26 protein-coding genes and 1 other annotated feature are annotated in these 24,450 nt (G+C 40.1%); of the genes, 22 read left to right on the top strand and 4 right to left on the bottom strand.

Features of this window, described 5'->3' with window-relative positions; genetic code table 11:
* The 3 genes from ACH0QE_RS12290 to proS form a co-directional block, all read left to right on the top strand.
* Window positions 1-252: DMT family transporter (locus ACH0QE_RS12290; RefSeq protein ID WP_415800936.1), on the top strand; the 252-nt coding region annotated here is incomplete at its 5' end.
* Window positions 253-432: 180 nt separating this feature from the next.
* Window positions 433-1,260: an STAS domain-containing protein gene (locus ACH0QE_RS12285; RefSeq protein ID WP_415800935.1), complete on the top strand. Its 828-nt coding sequence runs from the start codon at window positions 433-435 to the stop codon at window positions 1,258-1,260.
* A 215-nt stretch (window positions 1,261-1,475) separates the two neighbouring features.
* Window positions 1,476-1,687 (top strand) — a binding site (T-box leader).
* A gap of 55 nt (window positions 1,688-1,742) precedes the next feature.
* The gene (proS, locus tag ACH0QE_RS12280) at window positions 1,743-3,179 is read left to right on the top strand and encodes a proline--tRNA ligase (RefSeq protein WP_415800934.1); all 1,437 of its coding nucleotides are present in this window, start codon (window positions 1,743-1,745) and stop codon (window positions 3,177-3,179) included.
* Window positions 3,180-3,295: 116 nt separating this feature from the next.
* Here proS and ACH0QE_RS12275 read toward each other — a convergent pair whose 3' ends face one another.
* Complete coding sequence (locus ACH0QE_RS12275) at window positions 3,296-4,405, bottom strand: DUF4179 domain-containing protein (RefSeq protein ID WP_415800933.1); 1,110 nt, start codon at window positions 4,403-4,405, stop codon at window positions 3,296-3,298.
* Entirely contained in the window at window positions 4,395-4,973 is a 579-nt protein-coding gene (locus tag ACH0QE_RS12270) for an RNA polymerase sigma factor (RefSeq protein WP_415800932.1), read from the bottom strand. Before ACH0QE_RS12270 ends, ACH0QE_RS12275 begins: the two co-directional genes overlap by 11 nt.
* A gap of 262 nt (window positions 4,974-5,235) precedes the next feature.
* Here ACH0QE_RS12270 and ACH0QE_RS12265 point away from each other — a divergent pair, with 262 nt between their 5' ends.
* The 8 genes from ACH0QE_RS12265 (at window position 5,236) to ACH0QE_RS12230 (ending at window position 11,693) form a co-directional block, all read left to right on the top strand.
* Window positions 5,236-6,018 (top strand): GNAT family N-acetyltransferase, encoded by a 783-nt coding sequence (locus ACH0QE_RS12265; RefSeq protein ID WP_415800931.1) that lies wholly within the window; start codon window positions 5,236-5,238, stop codon window positions 6,016-6,018.
* A 264-nt stretch (window positions 6,019-6,282) separates the two neighbouring features.
* Window positions 6,283-6,723 (top strand): DUF4275 family protein, encoded by a 441-nt coding sequence (locus tag ACH0QE_RS12260; protein ID WP_415800930.1) that lies wholly within the window; start codon window positions 6,283-6,285, stop codon window positions 6,721-6,723.
* 20 nt (window positions 6,724-6,743) lie between these two features.
* Complete coding sequence (locus ACH0QE_RS12255; RefSeq protein ID WP_415800929.1) at window positions 6,744-7,181, top strand: hypothetical protein; 438 nt, start codon at window positions 6,744-6,746, stop codon at window positions 7,179-7,181.
* A 215-nt stretch (window positions 7,182-7,396) separates the two neighbouring features.
* Complete coding sequence (locus ACH0QE_RS12250) at window positions 7,397-7,981, top strand: excalibur calcium-binding domain-containing protein (protein WP_415800928.1); 585 nt, start codon at window positions 7,397-7,399, stop codon at window positions 7,979-7,981.
* A gap of 304 nt (window positions 7,982-8,285) precedes the next feature.
* The gene (locus ACH0QE_RS12245; RefSeq protein WP_415777848.1) at window positions 8,286-9,218 is read left to right on the top strand and encodes a DNA/RNA non-specific endonuclease; all 933 of its coding nucleotides are present in this window, start codon (window positions 8,286-8,288) and stop codon (window positions 9,216-9,218) included.
* Window positions 9,219-9,981: 763 nt separating this feature from the next.
* Window positions 9,982-10,188, top strand: a complete 207-nt coding sequence (locus tag ACH0QE_RS12240) for a hypothetical protein (protein ID WP_415800927.1) — start codon at window positions 9,982-9,984, stop codon at window positions 10,186-10,188.
* A gap of 68 nt (window positions 10,189-10,256) precedes the next feature.
* Complete coding sequence (locus ACH0QE_RS12235) at window positions 10,257-10,718, top strand: RidA family protein (RefSeq protein WP_415800926.1); 462 nt, start codon at window positions 10,257-10,259, stop codon at window positions 10,716-10,718.
* Between the two features lie 15 nt (window positions 10,719-10,733).
* Window positions 10,734-11,693 (top strand): threonine ammonia-lyase, encoded by a 960-nt coding sequence (locus ACH0QE_RS12230; protein ID WP_415800925.1) that lies wholly within the window; start codon window positions 10,734-10,736, stop codon window positions 11,691-11,693.
* A 252-nt stretch (window positions 11,694-11,945) separates the two neighbouring features.
* On the opposite strand, the gene ACH0QE_RS12225 is transcribed toward ACH0QE_RS12230, so the two are convergent.
* Complete coding sequence (locus ACH0QE_RS12225; protein WP_415800924.1) at window positions 11,946-12,296, bottom strand: DUF2200 domain-containing protein; 351 nt, start codon at window positions 12,294-12,296, stop codon at window positions 11,946-11,948.
* 201 nt (window positions 12,297-12,497) lie between these two features.
* Between ACH0QE_RS12225 and ACH0QE_RS12220 the strand changes: the two genes are divergently transcribed.
* From ACH0QE_RS12220 to ACH0QE_RS12200, 5 genes are all read left to right on the top strand, one after another.
* Window positions 12,498-12,770 (top strand): hypothetical protein, encoded by a 273-nt coding sequence (locus ACH0QE_RS12220; RefSeq protein ID WP_415800923.1) that lies wholly within the window; start codon window positions 12,498-12,500, stop codon window positions 12,768-12,770.
* Between the two features lie 302 nt (window positions 12,771-13,072).
* Window positions 13,073-14,842: a gamma-glutamyltransferase gene (ggt, locus tag ACH0QE_RS12215; protein ID WP_415800922.1), complete on the top strand. Its 1,770-nt coding sequence runs from the start codon at window positions 13,073-13,075 to the stop codon at window positions 14,840-14,842.
* A 139-nt stretch (window positions 14,843-14,981) separates the two neighbouring features.
* On the top strand, window positions 14,982-15,620 hold the full coding sequence (gene trhA, locus ACH0QE_RS12210) for a PAQR family membrane homeostasis protein TrhA (protein WP_415800921.1): 639 nt from the start codon (window positions 14,982-14,984) through the stop codon (window positions 15,618-15,620).
* 38 nt (window positions 15,621-15,658) lie between these two features.
* The gene (locus ACH0QE_RS12205) at window positions 15,659-16,201 is read left to right on the top strand and encodes a GNAT family N-acetyltransferase (RefSeq protein WP_415800920.1); all 543 of its coding nucleotides are present in this window, start codon (window positions 15,659-15,661) and stop codon (window positions 16,199-16,201) included.
* A gap of 239 nt (window positions 16,202-16,440) precedes the next feature.
* Window positions 16,441-17,349: a proline dehydrogenase family protein gene (locus tag ACH0QE_RS12200; protein ID WP_415800919.1), complete on the top strand. Its 909-nt coding sequence runs from the start codon at window positions 16,441-16,443 to the stop codon at window positions 17,347-17,349.
* A gap of 346 nt (window positions 17,350-17,695) precedes the next feature.
* Here the strand turns inward: ACH0QE_RS12200 and tnpB are convergent, their stop codons facing one another.
* The gene (gene tnpB, locus ACH0QE_RS12195; protein WP_415800918.1) at window positions 17,696-18,868 is read right to left on the bottom strand and encodes an IS200/IS605 family element RNA-guided endonuclease TnpB; all 1,173 of its coding nucleotides are present in this window, start codon (window positions 18,866-18,868) and stop codon (window positions 17,696-17,698) included.
* Window positions 18,869-19,265: 397 nt separating this feature from the next.
* Here tnpB and ACH0QE_RS12190 point away from each other — a divergent pair, with 397 nt between their 5' ends.
* The 6 genes from ACH0QE_RS12190 to ACH0QE_RS12165 form a co-directional block, all read left to right on the top strand.
* Window positions 19,266-20,129 (top strand): nitroreductase family protein, encoded by an 864-nt coding sequence (locus tag ACH0QE_RS12190; RefSeq protein WP_415800917.1) that lies wholly within the window; start codon window positions 19,266-19,268, stop codon window positions 20,127-20,129.
* Between the two features lie 747 nt (window positions 20,130-20,876).
* Window positions 20,877-21,803 carry an ABC transporter ATP-binding protein gene (locus ACH0QE_RS12185; RefSeq protein ID WP_415800916.1) on the top strand — a complete coding sequence of 309 codons (927 nt, stop codon included), beginning with the start codon at window positions 20,877-20,879 and terminating at the stop codon, window positions 21,801-21,803.
* Complete coding sequence (locus ACH0QE_RS12180) at window positions 21,800-22,891, top strand: ABC transporter permease (protein WP_415800915.1); 1,092 nt, start codon at window positions 21,800-21,802, stop codon at window positions 22,889-22,891. Before ACH0QE_RS12185 ends, ACH0QE_RS12180 begins: the two co-directional genes overlap by 4 nt.
* 258 nt (window positions 22,892-23,149) lie before the next feature.
* A complete protein-coding gene (locus tag ACH0QE_RS12175; RefSeq protein ID WP_415800914.1) occupies window positions 23,150-23,458 on the top strand; it encodes a helix-turn-helix domain-containing protein in 309 nt (102 codons plus the stop codon).
* A gap of 16 nt (window positions 23,459-23,474) precedes the next feature.
* Complete coding sequence (locus tag ACH0QE_RS12170) at window positions 23,475-23,720, top strand: hypothetical protein (protein ID WP_415800913.1); 246 nt, start codon at window positions 23,475-23,477, stop codon at window positions 23,718-23,720.
* Between the two features lie 369 nt (window positions 23,721-24,089).
* A partial coding sequence (locus tag ACH0QE_RS12165; protein WP_415800912.1) for a hypothetical protein occupies window positions 24,090-24,450 on the top strand: 361 nt, incomplete at its 3' end.

The raw sequence follows: 24,450 nt of genomic DNA, 5'->3' as shown, positions 1-24,450 counted from the left end.
ATCGTCCAGGCGATTAGGTTCCTTGGACCGACCTTTGCGATATCAATTGTATTGACTTCACAGCTCGGTTTCGCGGTTTTATGGGATTCATTAGGCTGGATGGGATTGGAGAAGGTACCGTTTACTTTTCAACAATTCCTCGGCGTACTCGTCATAATAGCTGGAGCCATTGTCTTTAAGTGGAGCGAAGGAAGGGAAGAAAAAGCTGAGGTAATACATTCCGGCCATGACCAAAAAGCAGAAGTATCATGATCAATAGTTTAGTGCAACTTTATAGGGAAATCTTAAACGGTATTTATATGAATGCCGTTTTTTCTACTGAAGTTGTTATGCCAATAAGTTGAATCGAAATGGTTGAAAATATATTTATCCAGATATAAGTGGTATAATCTATAAAAAGAAAAAACGGAACTATTTATAGGAGCTGAACTTGTGAATCCCATCGAAAGATTTTCTAGATACTTAATTGATAATGCACATGAAATCAGTAAGGAAATTACCGATTATAATTTAAAAAAACTCGAAATTGATCTTCCTGCAGAAATTATCGAACAATCGAGGAAGACGAATAAGGCATTCGTGGAATTCCTCGGCAACACACTGAACCTTTCAAAGGAAGCTGCGGCTGAGAAGTTCATTGCCTGGCATAAAGAAAGACAAGCGAATCAGAGGGAATATCAATTCAGCTATGAGGAGCTCGCCAGTATTCTGAAGCCATATGCAGAAACCCGTCTTCAGCTTATTGAAATGCTGACGAAAATTTCAGTCGGAGAGGGGCTTTCCACCGAAGAAGTGGTTTTCGTCAATAACCGAATTAGCTACATGCTTGATTTAAGTATCACGGAAACAATGATGGAGCGGGAAAGGCTCGCAAATGAGCAGAACAAAAGGAATCAAAAAATCATCACAGAGCTATCATCCCCAATCGTTCCGCTCGAACAAGACATGGCCATCCTGCCATTGATCGGTGAATTCGATTTCGAACGCAGCGACCATATCATGACCCATGTCATTCCGAAGATCAGCGAGCTAAGAATCAAAAACCTGATCATCGACTTTTCCGGAATCGCCATGATCGATGCTGAAATCGCCGCGCGAATCTTCAATATCAATAAAGTCCTGAGACTAATCGGAATCGAGACGATGCTGACAGGAATTCGCCCTGAACTTGCAGTTGATGTCATCAACACGGGAGTCGATTTCTCTAAATTGAACACTTATGGAACCGTACAGCAAGCCATTTTGGCCAATGCAAAATAAACAAAATCATACAAGGCAGTGTAAAGACTGCTGCCTTTTTGCATGAATAATCAAAGGGACGTACTTTCTGTCTGGAAATTGCAGTAGAGTATGCTTCTTCTTATCAATGAATCACCGATTGGGAGTTTCTGTTCTCAGTTTGTTTCGAAGCATTAGAAAATACCTATGCTTCAATTTGAATTCCTGATAGAAACTTGATATATTAATTTATAAATATGGAATCAATGATGTGATCAAGTAAATAAGGATTGTGAATCCAGAGAATATAGCCATGGCTGAAAGCTATATCACCCCTCCTTATTGAACCCTGCCACGGAGATGTTAGCGAAAAACTAACCGGGTCGTTCCGATACAAACGTTTAGAGGACATTCTATGAATGTCGAACTAAGGTGGTACCACGTCTATTAGCATAAAGACGTCCTTATCAAGGACTCTTTATGCTTTTTTATTTTTATATTTGATTTTTCAGGAGGAAAAGGACATGTCACAGCAAACAAATGATTTTACAAAATGGTATATTGATACGATTCAAAAAGCCGAATTATTTGATTACACCCCAGTTCGCGGCTGTATTGCTTTTAAGCCGGATGGCTATGAAATCTGGGAGCACATTCAGGGGGAAATGGACAAGCGGTTCAAGGAAACAGGCCACCGCAATGCTTATTTCCCAATGTTGATTCCGGAAAGCTTCTTCCAAAAGGAAAAAGATCATATTGAAGGCTTCTCGCCAGAACTTCCTTGGGTTACAGAAGCTGCAGGAGAGGAATTAGAAGAACGCCTGGCATTGAGGCCAACTTCGGAAACGATGATTGGGCATCTGTATTCAAATTGGATTAAAAGTTATCGGGACCTTCCAGTTTTGATTAATCAATGGGCTAATGTATTCCGCTGGGAAAAGAAAACTCTTCCATTCATCCGCACTTCTGAATTTTTATGGCAGGAAGGTCACACGGCTCATGTCGACGAGGAAGATGCACGCAAGGAAACGATGCTAATGCTGAATATTTATAAGGAAGTAGTCGAAGGATTGCTTGCAATTCCAGTTTATGATGGCCAAAAAACGCCGTCTGAACGATTTGCCGGTGCTGTCGACACCTATTCATTCGAAGCGATGATGAAGGATGGAAAGGCCGTCCAGGCTGGTACATCCCACTACTTGGGTACAAAATTTGCGGAAGCATTCGATATTAAATACCTGAATAAAGAAAATAAACACACATTTGTACATACAACATCCTGGGGTACGTCCACTCGTTTGATTGGTTCTGTCATCATGGTCCATGGAGACGAACAGGGTCTCGTACTGCCGCCAAGAATTTCTCCGACACAAGTGGTTCTAATCCCCGTTGGCCCTGGGAAAAAGAACCCGGCCATCATCGAGAAACTGGATGAGATCTTTACCGCTTTAAAAGCAGAAGGCATTCGTGTTCGTCTTGATGATTCCGATCAATCACCAGGATATAAATTCAATGAGTGGGAGTTAAAAGGTGTTCCTGTCCGTATTGAATTAGGTCCGCGAGATTTAGATCAAAACCAGAGTTTGATGAAAGCTCGGGATATGGATGAGAAAATTTCTGTGCAATTAGAATCTATGGTCGAAAAAGTCAAGAACGAACTCGAAACGATGCAGACTCGTCTGTTCGAAAAAGCAAAAGCGTTCCGTGAAGAGAATTCTCATACCCATATCGATAGCCTGGATCAGCTCGAACAGCATATTGCAGAGTCCCAAGCAAGTGGAAATATTCCAGGATGGGTATTGGCAGGCTGGTGCGGTGATGATGATTGTGAAGCAAGCGTAAAAGAAAAAACAAAATTCACAACGCGAAACATCCCATTCAACCCACCAGCAGAAAAACAGACATGCATCCATTGTGGCAACGAAGCGAAACACACCGTCTGGTTTGCACGCGCTTATTAAGGGGAGCAGTCATTATAGGCGAGTGAAGGAAGAAAGAAGCACTGGGATGTATCTTCTGCTTCATTCTTCTTGTAAAAGATTACAAAAGAGCAAAGGGAATGATCCCTTTGCTTTCTTTAATTAAACTGTTTTTCATCTGTATTAAATTCTTTTTTATCTTTTGTCCTTACGACAATCTTATATGGGTCTTGTTTTACTTTTGGCCATATTTCGTCTGATTTGATGAATTCCTCGGCCATTGTGTAAAGGTCGGTGGCGTGGGAGACTGCTTCTTTGTCGGTGCTTTTCATTTTCATCGTGATGAAAATGGTCATTAACCCATCTTTACTTTTATAGCCTACACCGGAAACTTTGTATTTTTTATAGGTCTTGAATTCATGTCCAATTCCTGAAACCGCATCACTCCAGCGGGCGTATTGGTCTCGTTTGACCACATCAAACTTTCTGATTTTGACCTCTATATAATCCTTGTCATTTGCAGCGAGGGCATCCTCTACAGCCTTTTTGATTTGATCCACTTTTTCCTGCTTTTCGATACTTGGGATTTCAAGTTCAACTTCATCTTTCATATAACCGACAGAGTTCTGATAATCAAATGGTTCCAGGGCCGCCTGGACGATTTGGAACACTTCATCAGTTTCCTTTTCGATTTCAGCTTGTTCCTGTTTCCATTCTTCAGAAGGCTCGCGATGCGGTCTTACTTTTACAAAATAATCCTCGATTCTCGTCCCTTTGAATTCCTCGCTCTTAACCATGGAATGTCCGATTTTGATAACATCGTTTTGCATCTCCTGATACTGTTCTTCTGAGGCATCCAATGTAATGGTGATGCCTTCATTCTTGCCGCCGACAAACTCGTTCACTTGCTTCACAGGATATCCTTCTTTTTTCAACGCCTCAGTCAGACGCTCGTTCAGGCTTTGCTCAGGACTGTCAAAGATCGCACTGAGCGGGGGAATCTTCGCTACCATCTTAGCCATCGTAGGGGAAACGAACCCTGAACCAACAAATAACATGAAGCTGGCAGCTATCGCGACAGTCGTTACACCTGCTTTTTTCCAAAATGTCCACTGATTTTTTAAAGCTTTATTGAACCCTTCCAGCTCACGGCCAACTCGATCACTCCGCTCATCGTCAAATTCACCAGCTGCGAATCGGCCAGGCAATTCCTTTGTAAACTTTTGCAGCGAATCAGGGATCTGCATTTTATCCTTATCATATCCCATAAGTATTTCCCTCCATTTGAAAGTGGCTATGCTTTTTCATCAATTCTCCGAGCTTTTTCCTGCCCCGTGACAGCCTTGTTTTTACCGTATTGGTGTTTTCATTGAGGATGAGGCTGATTTCTTTGATTGACAAGTTTTCATAGTAAAACAGCAGTAGAGGAACTCGTTGTTCATCTTTTAAATGGGTAATCAACTGCAGCAGTTCCTGCCTTGTTTCACTTTCAACAGCCATTTTTTGAGCTGATCCGGATTGCAGCTTGGTGATCGCTTCTGGATTTTCCTCAATATCAGAAAACTGATTTCGCTTTTGCTTTCGGTAAACATCGATTGAACGGGTATAGACGAGCCGGTAAAACCATGCTTTAAAATGGCGGATTTCCACATCTCGCATAATGCTGAGATAGCAGTCCTCCAGGGCAATCTGGACAGCATCCTCAGCCAGCTCCCGTGAACCAAGTATAAGATAAGCCGTCCGATATGAAGAAGAAAGCAGACTTTCAACCAGCTGGCTGAATGCTTCTCCATTACCTGCCCGGACTTGATTGATTAATTTCTGTTCCTCATTCACTGGGCAACCTCCATAAGTTATTTTCACTAGTATGTCGTTCAGTATAGGTATGTTGGTTTCATTTTTCGCAAAAAAAATAAATGAATCAATTTAACTTTGAGTCCGACCGACAGACATACGCTTTGCTAGAGTCAGATAGTAAAGGGCTATATGTTGTCAGTCCTTTACTATTATATAATGAAACAACTCCCGAAATTGGATATTAATGCTAATATCAAATAAGGGGATTTTTCAAAGCAATTGAATGAGGGGAATGAGATACATGTTAGATAAAATATTAGAGTTGGAGTTTGCTTACCTTGCTACATTTACTACTCGTTACGACAGGGAGTGGGGTTTTCTATTTTTAAGTGAAGATCAGCCTGCCTATTATGATGCGAATCATGCCCATATTCGCAAACTAGTTGACCATCCAGAAAATATTGTTGATGAAGTAATGAGCTTTTATAATGAAAAGAACATTATTCCGAGATTTTACATATACACTCCAGATGAACAACCTGCTCTGGTACGTGAATTAAAATCAAAAGGATTTGGATATGAGGAATTGCCAAGTCCTGTACAATTATGGAATCAAAAAGTGATTAAACTGGAAAGAAATGACGCTATTTCAATTGAAGCAGTTACCGAAGCAAACTATCAAGAAGCATTAGAAATCGAATGCAGCATCAAAGAGATTGGCGGGCGTGAAGTTCGAGAAAAGGCTTTAAAGGAAGAGTTTGAACATCCCGCTTATCAACACTTTTTGTTAAGGTACCATGGTGTCGCCTGTTCCACTGCCTGTATCTTTGCTCATGGCAGACAAGCGCGAATGGAAAGTGTAGCTACATTAGAGGAATACCGAGGAAAAGGATTAATTGGCTATATCATTCAACATATTCAACAAGTAGTACAAAAACATGGGTTTGAAAACCTATGGGTGTTTCCTATTAATGAAAGGGTAGAAAAGGTATATAATCGTTATGGCTTTGAAACGGTCATGACACTGACCACAGGACACGCCTTTTTAGGCGGAAAAAGTATTATCGAGCTTCAAAATCGTTAAACCTAATCATTACCACAGGTGCTTTAGAATTTTTTCATAAAAAAATGCCCCATCCTGCAGCTCCCATTGGGTAGATCATTTCTCAATTATCCTTATAGGAGCTGCATTTGAAGCAACTTGCTGTCCAAAGAGCTTCCGATTCGAGTCGGGAGCTTTTTGATTGTTTAGGGTACATCCTTATGCTATTGACAAGTAACTTTAATTAAAGGAATAAAACACTCTTAAGCAGAATGAATTATAAGGCATTCGCAGAGGAGGCAGTGTATGGACTTCTATTACAAACTTAAAAGCAAAAAAATATTAGTCAGGAAAACAGATGACTACGGATACCATTTAAGAATGCAGTGGGAAGAAGTATTTGCATCCCATTTAAGTCCTATGGAAAAAAAGCAGATCTATCTGCATTCATATAGTGGAGCGAGTGGGTATTTGTGGCATGTGTTCAGCTATGAGAAAAGAAAGTGTGATAAGGAAGAGCAGGCGGATCTGGCATTCAAAAAACAATACAAAGATACTTGCCTGATTTTCTTCCAGCACTCAGATGATGTATTTCAAGTGGAGAGGGCTTTTGATTTGAAAGCGGCAGACCTTTTACTGGCCGATGGGGAATATGCCGATTTATACGTCGTTGACCAAGAATTCACATGGACATATGTTGTCACTCATGAAAGAGGATGGATCGGGCCGTTTTTTTGTAAAAAATAAATCAGGACGGGGTATTGACTATGATTCTAAGAAAATTGATCTCTGCCTTTGGCGCAACAGTGATGGTGGTGATCCCGTTATCGATACTTGATCAATCCGGGGTTGGACTGTTTTTCGGCATGTACATCCTGCCAATTAACTTAATCTACGGAATTCCATCCTCTATCTTTACTGATTTTCTTACAAGGAGAGCAGCCCGGCTAAGAAGATTGGCCGTTGCAGGCTTGCTTCATGTTTTCCTTGGGGCTCTGTTTGTCTTACTTCCAACTCTCCTCTTTGATGCTGGAAACGGGAACTGGCTCACGAATATAACAAATAACAGCTTCTTCTTTATTACCGCTGTGGTATCTGCTTTCATCTTCTGGTGCTTTGATGAAGCACTCAAAAGTGAGTGGTGTGGTGATTTAAGAAGGAAATGTCTTGGGATATTAAAACGGATTGGGGATATGAGGGTTTAGCCAGGAGAGGTCATACCCTTAAAAGAGTTTAAATGAACAGGCGAAGATTTTAATTAAGTAATATGTTTTACAAGGACATTATATATTCAAATAAAGGGACTTTCTTTGAAGAACTGACTGCTAAAATATATAACTAAATTTTTCTGAAATAAGTAAAAATATTACACCGTATTTTAATGTTATACAAAGATAGGAAATGTGAAGGGGGTTTTGAATTGAAAAAGTATTTAATAGGTTTATTTGCTTTATTTTTAATTTTTAGTTTAGTTGCTTGTTCATCTGAAAGTTCGAAAACCTCAAAAGTAGAGGATAAGAATGAGGAAAAGAGTTCTGAGGACAAAGCAAAGGCAGAAGCTAAAGCTAAAGCGAAGGCAGAAGCAGAAGCCAAAGCGAAGGCAGAAGCAGAAGCCAAAGCGAAGGCAGAAGCAGAAGCCAAAGCCAAAGCGAAGGCGGAAGCAGAAGCTAAAGCAAAGGCAGAAGCAGAAGCCAAAGCAAAGGCGGAAGCAGAAGCAGAAGCCAAAGCGAAGGCGGAAGCAGAAGCTAAAGCAAAGGCAGAAGCCAAGGCGAAGGCAGAAGCAGAAGCTATAGCGAAGGCAGAAGCAGAAGCTAAAGCAAAGGCAGAAGCAGAAGCCAAAGCAAAGGAAGAAGCAGAAGCCAAAGCAGCTTCAAGTGGAGGTTCAGAGAACTTTGCCAATTGTACTGAACTAAGGAAGAAATATCCAAATGGCGTTCCTTCTGATCATCCAGCCTATCAACCTAAAATGGATAGAGATAAAGATAATTTTGCTTGTGAGAGATAGTGTGCGATCACATAGTAGACCTTTCTAAGGTATTGAATTGTAAAAAATCCCTTCTCAAATGAGATGGGATTATTTTTTTTCTTATCAATTCTTAATCTGAATGACTAATTGAGTGTAGATTCGAGTCATAAGTGCTAAAAAAGTTCGAGTTGCAATTTGAATCTGTACAAGCCTTTATTGGAATTTAATACTACACACATCGAACAAAGTATATACTAAAATATAGGTAATTTTGGAATGTACTATTATCAATAGGTTAACAATGTTAATCTAGGTTATGAAACTATTATAGGAGAGTCCTAAAATGAAAATGAAAGTGAACTATTTAATTTTACTTTTAACAACCATTTTTATGGTTGGTTGTACCAACGTAGAAGATTCATCAGTTACAGATAGAGAAACAGATCCACAAGAAGTAACCACAGTTAATACAAATGAAAATAGTGAAAAAGAAGAAACTACGGTTGTCGATGAACCAGTAGTAGAGGAAAAACCAACCCAATCAAATAACGAACTGTTCTCAGGATACAAACTAATTGAAGTTGATGGTGGTGATTTGTCAGGATATCGTGAACCTAATGTCGTCGTTGACATTGGTTTTGGGGACCGTGAATATTGGGCATTTACTAATGAATACGGGCAACTAGTACGTGTCATAGCTGACGAAATCATTCTACAAGATGACCGTAACGAACCTGTATTATCTTCTGGCAGATACTACTCTGATGAGGCAAAGGTTCCGGGTGTCGTAAGTGACGTTTTAGATGAGGGACATATCATTGCTGATTCTCTCGGAGGGGTATCAAATGCTTATAATATTACCCCACAAGATAGCACACTCAACCGACATGGTGATCAAGCTTATATGGAAGACGTGATCCGTAGCGCAGGCGGAGCCACTAATTTTGAAGCAATTATCACATATCCGAATAATCAAACGCAAATTCCCTCAAGTTATCAGTATACCTATACATTAATGGGTAACGAAATCATTGATAGATTTGACAATGTTGACCCTGATGCGATAAACGAATCACTCGATTCAACAGGAAGTGAGCCTTCCGATGCAACTAGTTCAAACACTAACGGTGATATTTCAAGCATTGATATAAACGGTAATGGACAGGTGACGATTAAAGAGGCAAAAGCAGCAGGTTTCAGTATGCCAATAACGAGTGATCATTGGTTATACCCATATATGGATGATCGTGATGGGGACGGTATGGTAGGTGAGTAAGCCCCTAGAACTTTGAGGAAAATAAATGAACGAAAGAACATTGTCCTCGTTGGACGATTTATAACAATTTGTGAATTAGTGTCTGTTCAAGATCAACTGAAGTTAATGGTCATAACATCTAAATTTGTATTGTGAAAATATAATTATCCTTAACTAACTTTTTCTGCCTTGATTCAGAAGGATTAAGGCTCCTTTTTGTTGTATTCCCTATTGAGCTATAGAAGCAGAATCGTTCAAGAAGAACAGTTGTTAACTAAATGCAACAATAACGAATGCGCTCACTCTAATAAAGGAACATATTAATACCTTAAATGTAGGGGGATTAAGTGAATACAATCAATTAAGGTCATTTTATTTACTCTTATTTCTTTTCTGATGGAGAATATGTTAATAGAGGTATTGCTGGTGCATATATAACAGTAATGTTTGTTTTAATTGGTAATGGTATAGCTTATGGATTAACTTATTACTTCGGGGTTAAAAAATATGCTGCTTTTTCTGGGATGTTTTATATTTTATTACCTTCTATAGGAATGCTTTACATTATCGCTTTTATCGGGATTGCAACTATTTTCAATTTATAATTATTCATTAACATTTGCTTACCTTGTGGAAGGAATTGAATTCTTGCTCGGCAAAGAGGCAGTTTAGCATAATGAAAATTCTTAAAATTGACAATAAAACAATAAGGTATTTTGTCAAACATATAGAATTCTATAGTACATAGGTTAGCAATAGACATAAATAGAGAGGGACATTTTAGATGAAACTTATAGTTGCTTCTATTTTTATTTCAATGTCATTATTAATGTTTTTTATCAACGGTATAGTATCAAATGTTGCAGGGGATTTTTTAGAAGTATATGAAAACCCGTTTTCAAGCTCAATCGTGTCTTGGATTCCTTGGTTAACAATGATTATTGGTCTTTATTTTTTCTTTATATATATTTTTGAAAAGAAGATGGAATAGAAATTTGACTGAGCAAGGGGGTCTAATTATTTATAGATTAATTGACATGGAGAAAGAGGGTTTCAAATATGAGTGTGATCGAAGGTCGGTTAAAAGAGTTAGGCTTGGAGTTACCTATGGCTGCTGCCCCTTTGTATAGCTATGTTCCTGTTAAAATTCACCAAGGGGTAGCTTATGTCAGTGGACAGGTTCCCAGGATCGATGGTGAAGTTCCCTATCCAGGTAAGGTAGGGAGTGATGTTACGGTTGAACAGGCTCAGGAACTCGCGGAGATATGTGTATTAAAAGGGCTTAGCAGTTTAAAAGCAGCCATGGGTGATCTTGATCATGTAGTCGAAGTGTTAAAAGTGACAGGCTATATTCAAACTGCACCAGGTTTTTATGAACCTTCCAAAGTTCTTGATGCCGCTTCTGAGTTACTTGAGAATATTTTCGGTGAAAAAGGACGCCATGCCCGTACAGCCATTGGAGCTGCAGAGCTGCCTGGCAATACCCCCATTGAGATTGATTTTATTTTTGCAGTTAAATAGGAGGGAGAGGAGAACATGATTTCTTTAAAAGATATTCAGGAGGCCAGAGAACGGATTGGTGAAATAGCGTATGTAACGCCGATTCTGCAATCAGAGCAACTTACTAATATATGCGGGAATCAAATGTTTTTAAAATCTGAGCATTTACAAAAAACAGGTTCGTTTAAAATAAGAGGAGCAAGTAATAAAGTCATACACTCCATTGAAAATGGTGCGAAGTATATAACAACTGCATCATCCGGTAATCATGGCCAAGCGGTTTCCTATATTGCCAAAAAATACGGGGTGCCAGCGACCATTGTAGTTCCTGAGAATGTTACTAAGTGTAAGGTAAACGCAATCCAAGCTTACAACGGGAAGGTGGAAATGTGCGGCACTACCTCTTCAGAGCGATTACCAAGAGCACAGGCGATCGCAGAACAAGAAAAAGGCGTATATATTCCTCCTTATGACGACCCATTTGTTATGGCAGGGCAAGGAACGATTGGACTGGAAATCTTGGAACAGCTGGAAAATGTGGATGCAATCATTGTCCCCATTGGCGGCGGGGGACTTATATCCGGAATCCTGACTGCTGTAAAAGAAACGAATCCAAAAATAAAAGTGATCGGTGTAGAGCCTGAGCTTGCCAATGATACATACCTATCCTTACAAAATAAGAAAATTACCGCAATTCCTGCTACTAAAACGATTGCCGATGGATTAAGAACGAGCCAGCCGGGTGACCTGACCTTCCCAGTACTTATGAAATACCTGGACGACATTGTTCTTGTGAGCGAAGATGAAATTCGTCAAGCCTTCAGTTTCGTTATGGAACGTACGAAGCAGCTTATCGAACCATCAAGCGCAACAACGATAGCAGCAGCCATGTTCAATAAGTTGAACATCCAAGGTAAAAACATCGTAACCGTGATATCGGGCGGAAATGTAGACATAGACGAAGTTCAGCAATACATTGTAAATACTGCGGAATGAAATTGTATAACTAGATTTTCCATGCCTACTAATAACTTAAGTTTGTATAAGTAAACTAACTCCAGTCTTGAAAATGAGCGGGATGAAAGAATCTCAAGACAAGCCGTAACAAGAAAAAAGAGGTCATAATCGTGTCATTAGGATTACTGCTCTATCTTTGATAGGGCTGTTTTTTTATCGCCGAAATTTAAGCAAGTTGAACAAAAGGAAAAACCTTAATAAATGAAAGTCGGTGTTTTCAAGATTTGCTTATTATTTCCGCAAAATCTTTTCCATTGCTTTTCCCTTTGCCAGCTCATCGATTAGCTTGTCCAGGTAGCGAATTTCCCTAATCGTTGGTTCTTCAATGTTTTCGACTCGGACACCACAGATTACGCCTTTGATCAAGTCCCTCGAAGGATTCATTTGAGGAGCTTCTGCAAAGAAGGTCTCAAAGTCTGTCTGTTTTTCCAGTATTGCTTCCAACTCTTCCTGGCTGTATCCTGTCAGCCAAGTGATAATTTCATCAACTTCTGCTTTTGTACGTCCTTTTCTTTCCGCCTTATTCACATAATGAGGATAGACACTTGCGAAACTCATTGTGTAGATCTTATGTTTAGCCATGGTACAACTCCCTGTTAATCGTTTTCTTCATTATATTATGAAAAATAGGCCGGTACAAACGTGATAACGGTCAATTAATTCAAGAAATAGAGGGTTCTCTTAATTTATAGGTAGGAGCTTTTGTTTTTAAAAAGGAAATAGCCCGATGGGGAAGAATACTAAAGTATATGAATATGAATCGCGCGTAATGGGGTGTGGTTGATGGCTAAAATAATACTTTCTAACAAAGAAGGTAAAGTTCCTAGAACGTTTTTCGAAGGAAGCTCTTTCTTTCGTATGCTCCGCTTTTCCTTCTTAGTATTTCTTTCCTTCTTCTTGGTGTATGTCTACTATCTGCATCTGACAGGCAACCTTAAAAAAACCATTCTTACTATCTGGTCTAATCATCAGCAAATCATCATTGCCTTTTCGATTTTCATTACTTATACAGTGATTATTTTTCAGTTAGGTGTTTGGAGAGGGAGAAGAAGGTAGTGAAAATATTATATTGATTATTGATGGAAGCAGGGTGAATCCTTGGCTTCTTTTTTGTCGGGAGTATGCAAGGATTCTGAAATGCTGCTGATTAATTCCTAATGGATTAATTCCTCAATGGGATAAATTTTTCATACACCATCATTCTTTTGTACTATCCATTTCCGTGCCTAATTTACCCCTTCTGTTAAAACAACTAGTATTATAGTTTTAAAATTAAGAAAATTCGGTTAAATATTTGCTATTACTCTTCTATTTCCCCTACCATAATATTGAAATCAAATTGAACAGGAGGGATTGATATGAAAAACTTCTTACGTACCGGGCTGTTTGCTTTGCTCAGTTTTTTGTTGTTGGCCGGTACAATGCCTGCAGCAGGACTGGCTAAAAAACCGCAATTCAGCTACGACCAGTACAGCCAGGTTGATGTGGGCAAGGATGGAATGGTTGCGACAGCCCACCCGCTTGCATCTGAAATCGGCGCTGAGGTTCTTCGCAAGGGCGGAAATGCGATTGATGCTTCCGTTGCCATTCAGTTTGCGCTGAATGTTGTTGAACCAATGATGTCAGGAATCGGCGGCGGTGGTTTCATGATGGTTTATGACGGAAAAACAAAAGAAACCACAATCGTGAACAGCCGTGAGCGTGCTCCTGAGGGCGCGACGCTAGACATGTTCCTGGATGAAAACGGGAAGCCGATTCCTTTTTCAGAACGTTCAACCGGAGGTAAGGCAGTAGGAGTGCCGGGAACGTTAAAAGGGCTTGAGACAGCACTTGAAATGTGGGGAACCCGTCCGCTGCAGCAGCTGATCGGTCCGTCTATTAAGCTAGCAGACAAGGGATTCCCAATTGATTCAGTCCTGGCAGACGCGATTGCCGATAATCAGGACAAGTTATCAAGGTCAGCAGCTGGTGAAGTATTCTTACCAGACGGGAAGCCGCTTCAAGAGGGGGATGTCCTTGTTCAGGATGACCTGGCTAAAACCTTCAAGCTGATCCGTTCAAAAGGTACTGATGCACTGTATAAAGGAGAAATTGCCGAAGCAGTTGCGGATGTTGTCCAGGATTTCGGTGGATCGATGACTCCTGAAGATCTGGCAAAGTATGATGTAACAGTTGATGAGCCAGTTTGGGGAGATTATCAGGGCTACGAGATTGCCAGCATGCCTCCGCCAAGTTCAGGCGGTGTCTTCCTGCTGCAAATGCTGAAAATACTGGACGGTTTCAATCTGTCCCAATATGATGTCAACTCAGCAGAAAAATATCATCTTCTGGCCGAAGCCATGCATCTCGCCTATGCAGATCGTGCTGCATATGCTGGAGATCCTGAGTTTGTCAATGTTCCTGTGACTGGATTACTTCACCCTGATTACATCAAGGAGCGCCAGGAACTGATTAGCATGGATTCTGTCAATCAGACTCCAACAGCAGGTGATCCTTGGAAATATGAAAATTCAGAGGCGAACTTTACACCAACAAGCCAGCCGAATGACAGGAAATATGGAGAAACAACCCACTTTACTGTCGCTGACAAATGGGGAAATGTTGTTTCCTACACAACAACAATTGAACAGGTGTTTGGAACGGGCATCATGGTGCCTGGTTATGGCTTCATGCTGAACAATGAACTGACAGACTTTGATGCAGTCCCTGGCGGAGCCAATGAAGTTCAGCCAAACAAACGCCCGTTGAGCAGCATGACACCGACGATTGTTTTTGAAAACGGAGAACCAGTCCTAACAGTTGGCTCTCCAGGAGGCCCGACGATCATTACCTCCGTGCTGCAAACCATCATCCATGCCATTGAGTATGATATGGAGCTTAAGGAAGCAGTTGAGCAGCCAAGAATATACACCAACAATCTAAATTCCTATCGCTATGAAGATGGCATCAGCGCGGATACACTAAGCAAACTGAATGCCATGGGCCATAAATTTGGATCTAGCCCGACGACCATCGGCAATGTCCAAAGCATCCTGATCGACCGTGAAAACGGTACTTTTAAGGGAGTCGCCGACTCAAGCAGGAATGGTGCAGCTATTGGAGTAGATCTAAAAGGCAACCGAAAATAAGCATGAAGAAAGGAGTGGGGAATTCCCGCTCCTTTTTCATTCAGTTATTAAAGTCATAAGTGTTATACTAATGTTCTAATATAATAGAAGAAACGGATCAGACAGACCGTTTGTTATATAGAGCAAAGGAGTCAACAGTATGGCCAATGTACATGTATTTACAAAGAGAGAGGAAATCGCAAACGCAATCATCCATGGAATCGGTGGACTATTAAGCATCGCGGCCCTCGTCATCCTAATCGTGTTCGCTTCCCTATACGGAACAGCCTGGCATGTCGTGAGTTTCACCTTATTCGGTGTTACCATGGTACTGCTATATACATCTTCAACTCTCGTCCACAGCTTCCCACCTGGCAAAGCAAAGGACTTTTTTGAAATCATGGACCACTCATCCATCTATTTCTTCATTGCCGGCACCTACACACCATTCCTATTTATCGCTGTAAAAGGAGCTTTAGGATGGACGCTGTTCGGAATCGTCTGGGGACTATCCATCGCAGGAACGGTATTCAAATCTTTGTTTGTTAAAAGGTTCTTGCATACATCCACAGTGTTATATGTCGTCATGGGCTGGCTGATCGTCTTTGCCTGGGGACCACTGACACAGAATGTTTCCTCACAAGGACTGCTATTCCTGGTGATTGGGGGAGTCTTGTACACAGTAGGAGCCATCTTTTACGTCTGGCGCGGATTCCATTACAACCATGCAATTTGGCATTTGTTTGTATTAGCCGGATCGATCATGCATTTTTTTGCGGTTTTGGGTTTGTTGCCTTGAATCACAAAAAATTCCGCGGGTGTTTGGAGGCGTTTTGAATGCTTCATGTGAATATTAGAAGACCAACCACTAAAGATCGTGAAAAGTTGAACGACTTTTTTAAAACGGTGATCATCGATACATTTATTAAAGAAGGTATTGGTGATCAATTGAATGATATCACTGAAGAGATTGAAATGAAGAAAAGATACTTAACTAGTGACTTTGAAAGCAATGGTGAGGAAAGATATTTTTTAAAAGCGGTCTATGGTGACAAAATTATTGGTTCTATTGAATTTGGCCCAGCAAATGAAATCATAAGAAATGTTTCAAATACTGCTTTTGAAGTACTTGTCGAGGTAGGTACAGTATTTGTACATCCTGACTACCAAAGGAATGGAGTAGGAAACTTACTATTGAAGGCAATGTATGAGACATTGCTAAATAACGGGATAGAAGAATTTTGCCTAGATAGTGGATATAAAAGTGCACAACATATCTGGAAAAAGAAATTCGGAGAACCAGATATTCTATTAAAGGATTATTGGGGCGAAAATTTTGACCACATGATTTGGAAAGTGAAAATCAGGGAACAAGAATAGGGTTTTCTATTAAAGGCGGCTGCCTAAAAATATATGCAGCCGTCTCCTTTATAGCGGTAAACAGAACAGACAAGCCTTGTGTTGAATAAAGAGGCTTGTTTTTTTATTGCTGCAATCAATTTGCTGTAAGTAACCCCCCTTAAATCTAGAGGGTAGAACAATAAGTTATAGTACAAGTGAAAAGGGTATCTACCATATAAGAAAGCATCCCAATAAAAAAGCAGAAAGGATAATGTGCAGTGGCTATAGCGAGAGATTTTTTCATAGCGTTGTCAAAAAATCATTTATTAAATGCTAGTGCAAAAAAATGGGGATTTAAACTCGGGGCGAGGAAGGTTGTAGCAGGAATTGACACAGATGGAATGATACAATCAGTTAAGAATCTAAACTCTTATGGTATTAGCGCAACAGTAGACCATCTAGGTGAATTTGTTCGTTATGAACATGAAGCAATAGAAGCCAAAGAGAATGTCCTTAAAACACTGCAAGCCATTAAACAATCAGGTGTAGACGCACATTTATCAATTAAATTAACACAACTGGGATTAGATGTTGATCAAGAATTTTGCCTAAAAAATATGCAGGATATAATGAAAACAGCAAAAGAATACGGAATATTTGTAAATATAGATATGGAAGATTACAGTCATCTCCAAATGACTTTTGATATATTACACCAGTTGCAGGTAGAATACGACAATATCGGTACAGTCATTCAAGCCTATCTCTACAGGTCAGTAAACGATATTGAAAATTTAAAGCATATGCGGCTGCGACTCGTAAAAGGCGCATATAAGGAAAATGAACAAGTATCTCTGCAGAAAAAAGAAGAGATTGATGCGAATTACTCGAAACTTATCAAGAAACGATTGCTACATCCAGGTTTCACATCAATCGCAACACATGATCATAATATTATTAATGAAGTTAAACAATTTGTAATTGAAAATGATATTCCGACAGATAAGTTTGAATTCCAAATGTTATATGGTTTCCGAACAGATATGCAGCTAGAACTAGTAAAAGAAGGATATTCCTTCTGTACCTACGTACCATTTGGGCATGACTGGTATGGATATTTTATGAGAAGACTAGCAGAACGCCCGCAAAACTTGAACCTAGTATTGAAAAGTTTGGTGGTGAAATAAAATCCTTTGATAGTGAAAGAAAGGTAAGGGTGGATGAGTTCTTCAATGAGTTCTAAGGAGCCAAAAAGGACTACTTTGAAATCATGGAATACTCATCCATCGGTGAAGCAGGGGGACGTTCCCTCCTGAATCTTCTTTAATTATGGAAAAGAGGATGATTTTATTCATTGGAACATGGTAAGGAAGTCCCGCTGTTATTCTGTTTGGAAGCATTAGTTACGTCCCTATGATCCCGTTGAAAAAGGTGCATAATGAGTAATATTGAACTACCCGCCACTTAACTGCTCTTGCGAACCGTTTGAAGTGGGGGATTCCTAAGAACACCAGCGTAACCGCCAGTTATGGATTAGGCTAGCCCCGTCGCACCGACGGTTAGAAGTCTTATTGCTTCGTTTTTTAAATTTAATCCTGCGTTAATATCGCGGTCGTGATGCACACCACATATACAAGTCCATTCACGCAAACCTTGATCTTTAACATCTTTATTTTTATAACCGCAGCTCGAACACAACTGAGAGCTAGGGAAGGTTTTACTCACTTCCACTACTATCTTGCCGTACCATTCAGCCTTGTACTTTAACATAGTTTTGAATTGATACCAAGACACATCAGCGATGGATTGAGCTGTCTTCTTATTTTTCATCATGTTCGATACTTGCAGACTCTCTATTCCGATAAGATCGTGGTTTTTGATGATATCCATAGAGGTCTTATGTAGGAAATCTGTCCGTTTGTTTTTAATCTTTTCGTGAATTCGGGCAACCTTTTTTCGTTGTTTATTCCAATTACTAGAGCCGATTATTCTTCTTGATAGTACATGTTGGGCTTTTGCTAACTTTTGCTCTAACGACTTAAAATAACGGTTGTTTCTGTACCTTGTCCCATCTGCCAGGATCGCGAAGTCCTTCAGCCCTAAATCAACCCCTGTGCTCGAGTTTGTTTTCGGTAAGTCAGCTGCTTCTGTCTCAGCCAAAATAGACACAAAGTATTTTCCGCTTGGAGTTCGTCGGATGGTCACATTCATAATCCGCCCATCTACTTCTCGACTTTTTGCAAACCGAACAAAACCGAGTTTGGGCAGCTTGATGTATTTTTCAAGAACAGCGATATTTCCATTGGTTTGCTTGGTGGTATAGGACTGTACCTTATTCTTTTTACTTTTGAACTTAGGTGCTTTCTTTTGTTTGTTATAATACCGCTGAAAAGAATTAGCTAAATTTTCAACGGACCTTTGAAGGGAAATACTATCTACCTCTTTTAGGAAGGGATAATGTTCTTTCAACTGTCGGAGAGCTTTTACCGATTCGTATTTATTGAAAAACTTCCCTTTCCAATTGTTTGACGGCAGTTGACCGTTTTGTACCATTTCTTCTACCATAAACCAGTAAGAATCTTTTTGCTTCTGCTTACTGAGGAAAAAATTGAACACGAATCTGGAGCAGCCAATCGTCTTATTAATTAGCTCAATTTGGCGATGGTTTGGGAAAATACGAAACTTAAACGCCTTTTTCACTAGCAATAAACTCACCTCATTTAAAAGGAACGTATGTTCTAATTATACCATGACAGTGAGTGTTTTGGCTATCGCCAACCAATATTTATCTCCCCCTTATCGCTAGGCTAAATGAACTTCTCGCGATTGAAGAGGGAGGCTTCTGTCTTAAAATGATAATATCCTTTGATAGTGAAAGAAAAATGATCTCTTCATTGAGTTTTACGCAGCAAAAAAGGACGTCTTAGAAACCACGGACCACTCATCCATAGGGAGAAGCAGAGGGGGCGTACTCTCTGCTTTGCGTTTCGTTATGGAAAAAGAGAATGATTTCATTCATTGGAGCATGGTATGGAAGTCCTGCTGTTATTCTGATTGGAAGCATTAGATCCGTCCCCATTAATCCCATGTAAAGAGGTGAATAATGAATAATTATAATTCAGCTATTGAAACGATGAAATATCGTCAATCTATCAGAGCATATGATACAAAAAAGCTTTCAGAAACTGATTACAAAAGGATTATAGAATACATAGCATCTGAAGACAATTTAATAGGACCTTTTGGCAATAAAGGACGTATTGAGCTTATTCAGATTACCAACAATGTATCTGAAAAAGGAATCAAGCTTGGAACTTATGGATTCATTAAAAATCCGCAGGTCTATCTGGTCGGTCTGTGTGAAAATAAGAAATACTCCTTGCTGGAATTCGCCTTTACATTTCATAAGCTGGTGATTTATTTGACAGAGCTTGGACTGGGAACATGCTGGATGGGCGGCACCTTCAGCAGGAATTCCTTTGAAAGGGAAATTCAGCTTGCAGAAGGAGAATTTATACCTTGTATCACGCCATCGGGCTATCCTCAACAAAAGCAAAGAGTATTTGATAAGGCGCTCCGTTATGTAGTTAAAGCCGATAACAAAAAACCGTGGGATCAGTTGTTTTTTGACGGGAGTTTTGCAGGTCCGCTTGATAAAGCAAATGCCGCACAATTTGAAATTCCCATCGAGATGGTAAGGCTGGGGCCTTCAGCTTCAAACAAACAGCCATGGAGAATAGTATTGTCGGAAGATCGGCAAAAGTGCCATTTTTATATAGAACATACCCCTAATTACAGTACAAGGCTAGGATATGATATGCAAATACTGGATATCGGCATTGCTATGGCTCAGTTTGAGTTAGCATGCGGTGAACTGGAAATCAAGGGTCGATGGAAAGTTGCAGACCCCGGACTAGAGCTCCCGAACAGTGAGACGGAGTATATGGTTAGCTGGACACAGGATTAAAAAGCAAAAATGCCTGGACTTGCCAGGATTTATCAAGAACTCTTTGCTATTCAATCAGTAAAAATTGAGCTGAAGAAATCACTGAGAAAGCATGCATTGCTCCTTTTTACAATTAAAAACCATTTATAACACATAGCATGGGGATACTTTTCGAAACGCAGGGACGTGTTCTGGGTAAGGAACTTTCCCATTAATCATTGGATATGATCAATCAGAGACGGCAACTTTATCACTGTCGTCTTTTTGTATGATCAAAAAAATTTAAGCAAATGAAGTTTATGTAAAATACCAACCGAACTTCTAACGTAGACATTCCCGAAATTTATTATAGAAGACACTAATCGAAAAGAGCATCAATACCGGTGTTTCTGATCATGTCGTAAGTTTTACCTTATTGTGAGCGGCCATGGTCCTGCTCGACACATCCTCAACACTCGTCAACAGCTTTCCTCCCGGCAAAGCAAAGAACATCTTTGAAACATTCGACCAATTTCCCATCTATTTCTTAATAGCTGACACAAATATACGGTTCAATTCATTGCTGTAAAAGGAGCTCTGAAATAGACTCTTTTCGGAATTCTATGGAGCCTTTCTAACGAGACGAGTCTTTGAAGGATTACAGATTTTTTTATGGAATATTATTAACTTAATGGGTACCTTGCAAAAACCATTATGCTGATTCCACATGGAGTTGCTGGGAAAAAATGAAATCAATTAATTACAACTGCCATTCAATGGAGGCTTGTCATGAATAATGAGAGTATAGTAGATGTAAAAGGGTTGAAAAAACGATACGGCAGCTTTACTGCTGTTAAGGGAGTTTCGTTCCAGGTTGAAAAAGGTGAAATCTTCGGTCTGCTTGGTCCCAACGGTGCTGGCAAAACGACAACGATAGAAATGTTAGTTGGCCTCAGAAAGCCAGATGAAGGCACCGCAACACTATCAGGCTTCGATGTGATCGAAGAAGTGAACAAAGTCAAAGAGGTAATTGGGGTACAGCTTCAGTCCACCTCCTTGTTCGAATTATTAAAAGTAGAAGAAATCCTGCATTTGTATGGCAGCTTTTATCCGACACACGTGGACATCAATGGACTAATCGGTGATATGCTGCTGACAGAGAAGCGGAATGACAGAATCAAGGGACTATCAGGCGGGCAAAAGCAGCGTCTTGCGATTGCACTTGCGCTAATCCATGATCCGGACATTGTGTTCCTCGATGAGCCAACGACCGGGCTTGATCCACAGGCAAGAAGGACTCTTTGGGACATCGTCCTCCGATTGAAAGAGCGAGGAAAAACAATCATTCTCTCGACGCATTATATGGACGAAGCCCATGTGCTCTGTGACCGCATCGGAATCATGGATCAAGGCGAACTGATCGCGCTTGACACGCCAACGAATCTCGTAAAAAAACTGCAGTCCACAAGCTCTGTGGAATTCCATTTGAGCAACCCTCCAGAACAAGACTGGTTTTTGAAAATGGATGGAGTCGAGGAAGTGTCGATCAAAGACAACTTTGTCCAGTTGTATACGGATGATGTTCAAGTCACCTTGACCTCGTTGATTCATGCATCCGCAGAACATCAGTTCAAAATTGAGGATTTACAGACTCGATCAGCGACTTTAGAGGATGTATTCATCCATATGACTGGAAGGAGCATCAGGGAATCATGAGAGCTTATTGGCAACTAACACTGGCACAATTACGGATTTTTGCACGAAACAAGCAGGTCTTGTTCTTCACCTTACTCTTTCCGATCATTCTAATGCTGGCCCTTGGAACTTTTGCCGGAAACGATAGCAGTCTTTCACTAACAGTAGGGCTGACCGACTCAGATCAAAGTGATTCCTCAAAGGTTTTAACAGAAAGATTTTACAAGAATGAAGGTCTTGAGACGATAACGTTCAAAAATGTTAAAAGCGGAAAAGAAGCCCTGAAAAATGGAGACATCCAGTTGTTCATGGAGATCCCGAAAGGATACGAGAACAACCTGGAGGAGCAGAATGAACCATCAACTCTGCCTGTCTATTATAATGAAAAAAATCTCACAACCTCAGAGCTCGGCCTGACAGTTATGAACGGAATAATTGATCAATACAGCAAGGATCTTGCAAACTACGAGCCGGTGGTATCGATTGAAAAAGTGGGAATAAAAGCACTGACCATCCGTTATGTTGACTTCCTCGTTCCAGGAATCGTCGCCATGATGATCATGAGCAACAACATGAACGGAGTCGCAGGCCAAATCTCTGCCTGGCGTGAAAGAGGAATTTTGCGAAGAATGCAAGGAACGAGACTGAAAGCCTCCACCTTCATTGCCGCTCAAATCACCGCCCGTCTGCTGCTAAATGGAACCCAGGCACTACTCGTCGTCCTTATCGCCCATTTCGTCTTTAGCATCCAAGTCGCAGGTTCCTGGCTTGCCTTGATCTTCTTCATCATCCTTGGCACACTTGCCTTTATGGCACTCGGTTTCATTATCGCAGGAATCGCCAAAAACCCAGAAAGCGCAGGCCCGATTGCAGGATTCATTACCTTCCCGATGCTGTTCCTTGGAGGAGTCTTCTTCCCGATTAACAATATGCCAGACATCATCCAGCCAATCGTGAAAATCCTGCCAATCGCCCATTTGAGTTCAGCCCTTAGGGAAACGATGAACCTCGGTACACCACTCCTCCAATTAGGGACAGAAACACTTGTCCTCGGCTGTTGGTTAATTGGCGGATTCATCGTGGCAAGTTATGTGTTTAAGTGGGAGTAGGAGAGAGATCTCTTGAATGTGTCCTCTGTCAAAATACAACCAGGCATCTGCTTGTTTTATTGGATTTTGGGATTGATAGGGGGATTTTCATTTGCTTCGTTGTAAAAATTATATATAAAGTTTTGCGGCAGTTATGTTGAACTGCCGCTTTTCTATGTGAATAGCAAAAATGTTGCGTTAAGGAAACAAACGCCTAGTTATATACGTGTCTCTATTTGTAGAATAAGTTTGTAATGGTCTTAAAAAGGAGTCATTCCCTTGAAAAAAGAAGAGACCATTATTGTTGGCAAAATCCTTAAAGCGCTGCGAAAACAACTGCTGCTTAGTCAAGAAGATTTAGCCGACTTCAGCCAAAAAGATCGAAACACAATCAGCGACCTAGAAAGAGACCAATATAATCCTACACTTTTAACCATCTACAAGTTGGCTGCTGCACTAGACATGAAGCCAGGAGAATTAGTAACGGAAATAGATAAAGTAGCAGAAAACGCGGAGTACTATAATGAACTGCTAAGCGAAATAAAAGAGAAAAAAATCATTAATAAAAAGAACAAAAGGCCCCAATAGAATGGAGAATCCCTATATGAATTCATTGGAGTATATTGACCACAGTGTCTCCCGGCTCATAAATGAGTACAATGATGAAATCGAGATGGAAATCATAAAGTTTCAGGATCATTATAAAGTAGTCGTGACAATATGCCAGGAAGAACCGCCATATAAGGATTTTATTGGTATTGGAACTGATAGAAGGAGTGCGAGGAGAGCGGCTAGGAAGGCTTTAAATGGTTTATATTTGGAAGCATATAGTGATGGAAAGAATCATTAACCTATTCAATTTAATGAAAACAAAATTCTTATTTGTTTGATACACACTCAGAACACTGTGAAGCCGTTGCGAAGATTATACTCTCATTAATTCTAGAGCCTTATCCCATGGTGGATAGGGCTTTTTAGAATTCAATTTTTGAAATGTTTCGATTATCGGTTGATACATTAAAATCGACCCTGAGTCTCTTTCCATAAAATTAAGTTTTCGATTGGCACAGTTTTAACGCAACTATAACTCGAAATTGTTCAAGATTGTCAAGAGTAATAGTATTAAAAAATCCTCTTTATAACACCTTGTATGGTATAATATTCCTGTTGCTTACTTACTAATTAGAAGTACCTAAGAGAAAATTCAGGAGAATAATACATGAAAAATTATGGGGAAGAACTTGCATATTGGTATTTACGGCTAAATGGATTTTTTGTAATAGACAACTTTGTTTATCACAGAACTGAGAATAATAGAAACGGGGATGCGGATTTAATTGCTTTGCGTTTACCTTATGTTAAAGAACCTATAGGGGGCAATTTAGGAGACTGGGATAAGAGATTGTTTAGTCACTTAGAGGAGTATGATGTGCTAGCTGTTCTATGTGAGGTGAAAACAGGTCATAGAGCTAATCTTTCCAGAACTTTTGAAAATAGAAAAGTTAAATATGCCCTTAATAGAGTTGGATTTTCGGATATCGAGATAAAAGATATGCTCTCCTATAATAAGAGTTCTATTG

Source organism: Mesobacillus sp., assembly GCF_047739415.1.
In the GTDB taxonomy this organism is placed as follows: domain Bacteria; phylum Bacillota; class Bacilli; order Bacillales; family Cytobacillaceae; genus Mesobacillus.
The sequence above is the reverse complement of the archived record's forward strand: the minus strand, read 5'-3'. Positions and strand labels throughout refer to the sequence as shown.

What these genes read in the sequence shown, in the direction of transcription:
- proS (WP_415800934.1), top strand. Translation starts at nt 1,743, where the DNA reads ATGTCACAGCAAACAAATGATTTTACAAAATGGTATATTGATACGATT.
- ACH0QE_RS12275 (WP_415800933.1), bottom strand. Translation starts at nt 4,405, where the DNA reads ATGGGATATGATAAGGATAAAATGCAGATCCCTGATTCGCTGCAAAAG.
- ACH0QE_RS12265 (WP_415800931.1), top strand. Translation starts at nt 5,236, where the DNA reads ATGTTAGATAAAATATTAGAGTTGGAGTTTGCTTACCTTGCTACATTT.
- ACH0QE_RS12260 (WP_415800930.1), top strand. Translation starts at nt 6,283, where the DNA reads ATGGACTTCTATTACAAACTTAAAAGCAAAAAAATATTAGTCAGGAAA.
- ACH0QE_RS12255 (WP_415800929.1), top strand. Translation starts at nt 6,744, where the DNA reads ATGATTCTAAGAAAATTGATCTCTGCCTTTGGCGCAACAGTGATGGTG.
- ACH0QE_RS12245 (WP_415777848.1), top strand. Translation starts at nt 8,286, where the DNA reads ATGAAAATGAAAGTGAACTATTTAATTTTACTTTTAACAACCATTTTT.
- ACH0QE_RS12240 (WP_415800927.1), top strand. Translation starts at nt 9,982, where the DNA reads ATGAAACTTATAGTTGCTTCTATTTTTATTTCAATGTCATTATTAATG.
- ACH0QE_RS12235 (WP_415800926.1), top strand. Translation starts at nt 10,257, where the DNA reads ATGAGTGTGATCGAAGGTCGGTTAAAAGAGTTAGGCTTGGAGTTACCT.
- ACH0QE_RS12230 (WP_415800925.1), top strand. Translation starts at nt 10,734, where the DNA reads ATGATTTCTTTAAAAGATATTCAGGAGGCCAGAGAACGGATTGGTGAA.
- ACH0QE_RS12225 (WP_415800924.1), bottom strand. Translation starts at nt 12,296, where the DNA reads ATGGCTAAACATAAGATCTACACAATGAGTTTCGCAAGTGTCTATCCT.
- ACH0QE_RS12220 (WP_415800923.1), top strand. Translation starts at nt 12,498, where the DNA reads ATGGCTAAAATAATACTTTCTAACAAAGAAGGTAAAGTTCCTAGAACG.
- ggt (WP_415800922.1), top strand. Translation starts at nt 13,073, where the DNA reads ATGAAAAACTTCTTACGTACCGGGCTGTTTGCTTTGCTCAGTTTTTTG.
- trhA (WP_415800921.1), top strand. Translation starts at nt 14,982, where the DNA reads ATGGCCAATGTACATGTATTTACAAAGAGAGAGGAAATCGCAAACGCA.
- ACH0QE_RS12205 (WP_415800920.1), top strand. Translation starts at nt 15,659, where the DNA reads ATGCTTCATGTGAATATTAGAAGACCAACCACTAAAGATCGTGAAAAG.
- ACH0QE_RS12190 (WP_415800917.1), top strand. Translation starts at nt 19,266, where the DNA reads ATGAATAATTATAATTCAGCTATTGAAACGATGAAATATCGTCAATCT.
- ACH0QE_RS12185 (WP_415800916.1), top strand. Translation starts at nt 20,877, where the DNA reads ATGAATAATGAGAGTATAGTAGATGTAAAAGGGTTGAAAAAACGATAC.
- ACH0QE_RS12180 (WP_415800915.1), top strand. Translation starts at nt 21,800, where the DNA reads ATGAGAGCTTATTGGCAACTAACACTGGCACAATTACGGATTTTTGCA.
- ACH0QE_RS12170 (WP_415800913.1), top strand. Translation starts at nt 23,475, where the DNA reads ATGAATTCATTGGAGTATATTGACCACAGTGTCTCCCGGCTCATAAAT.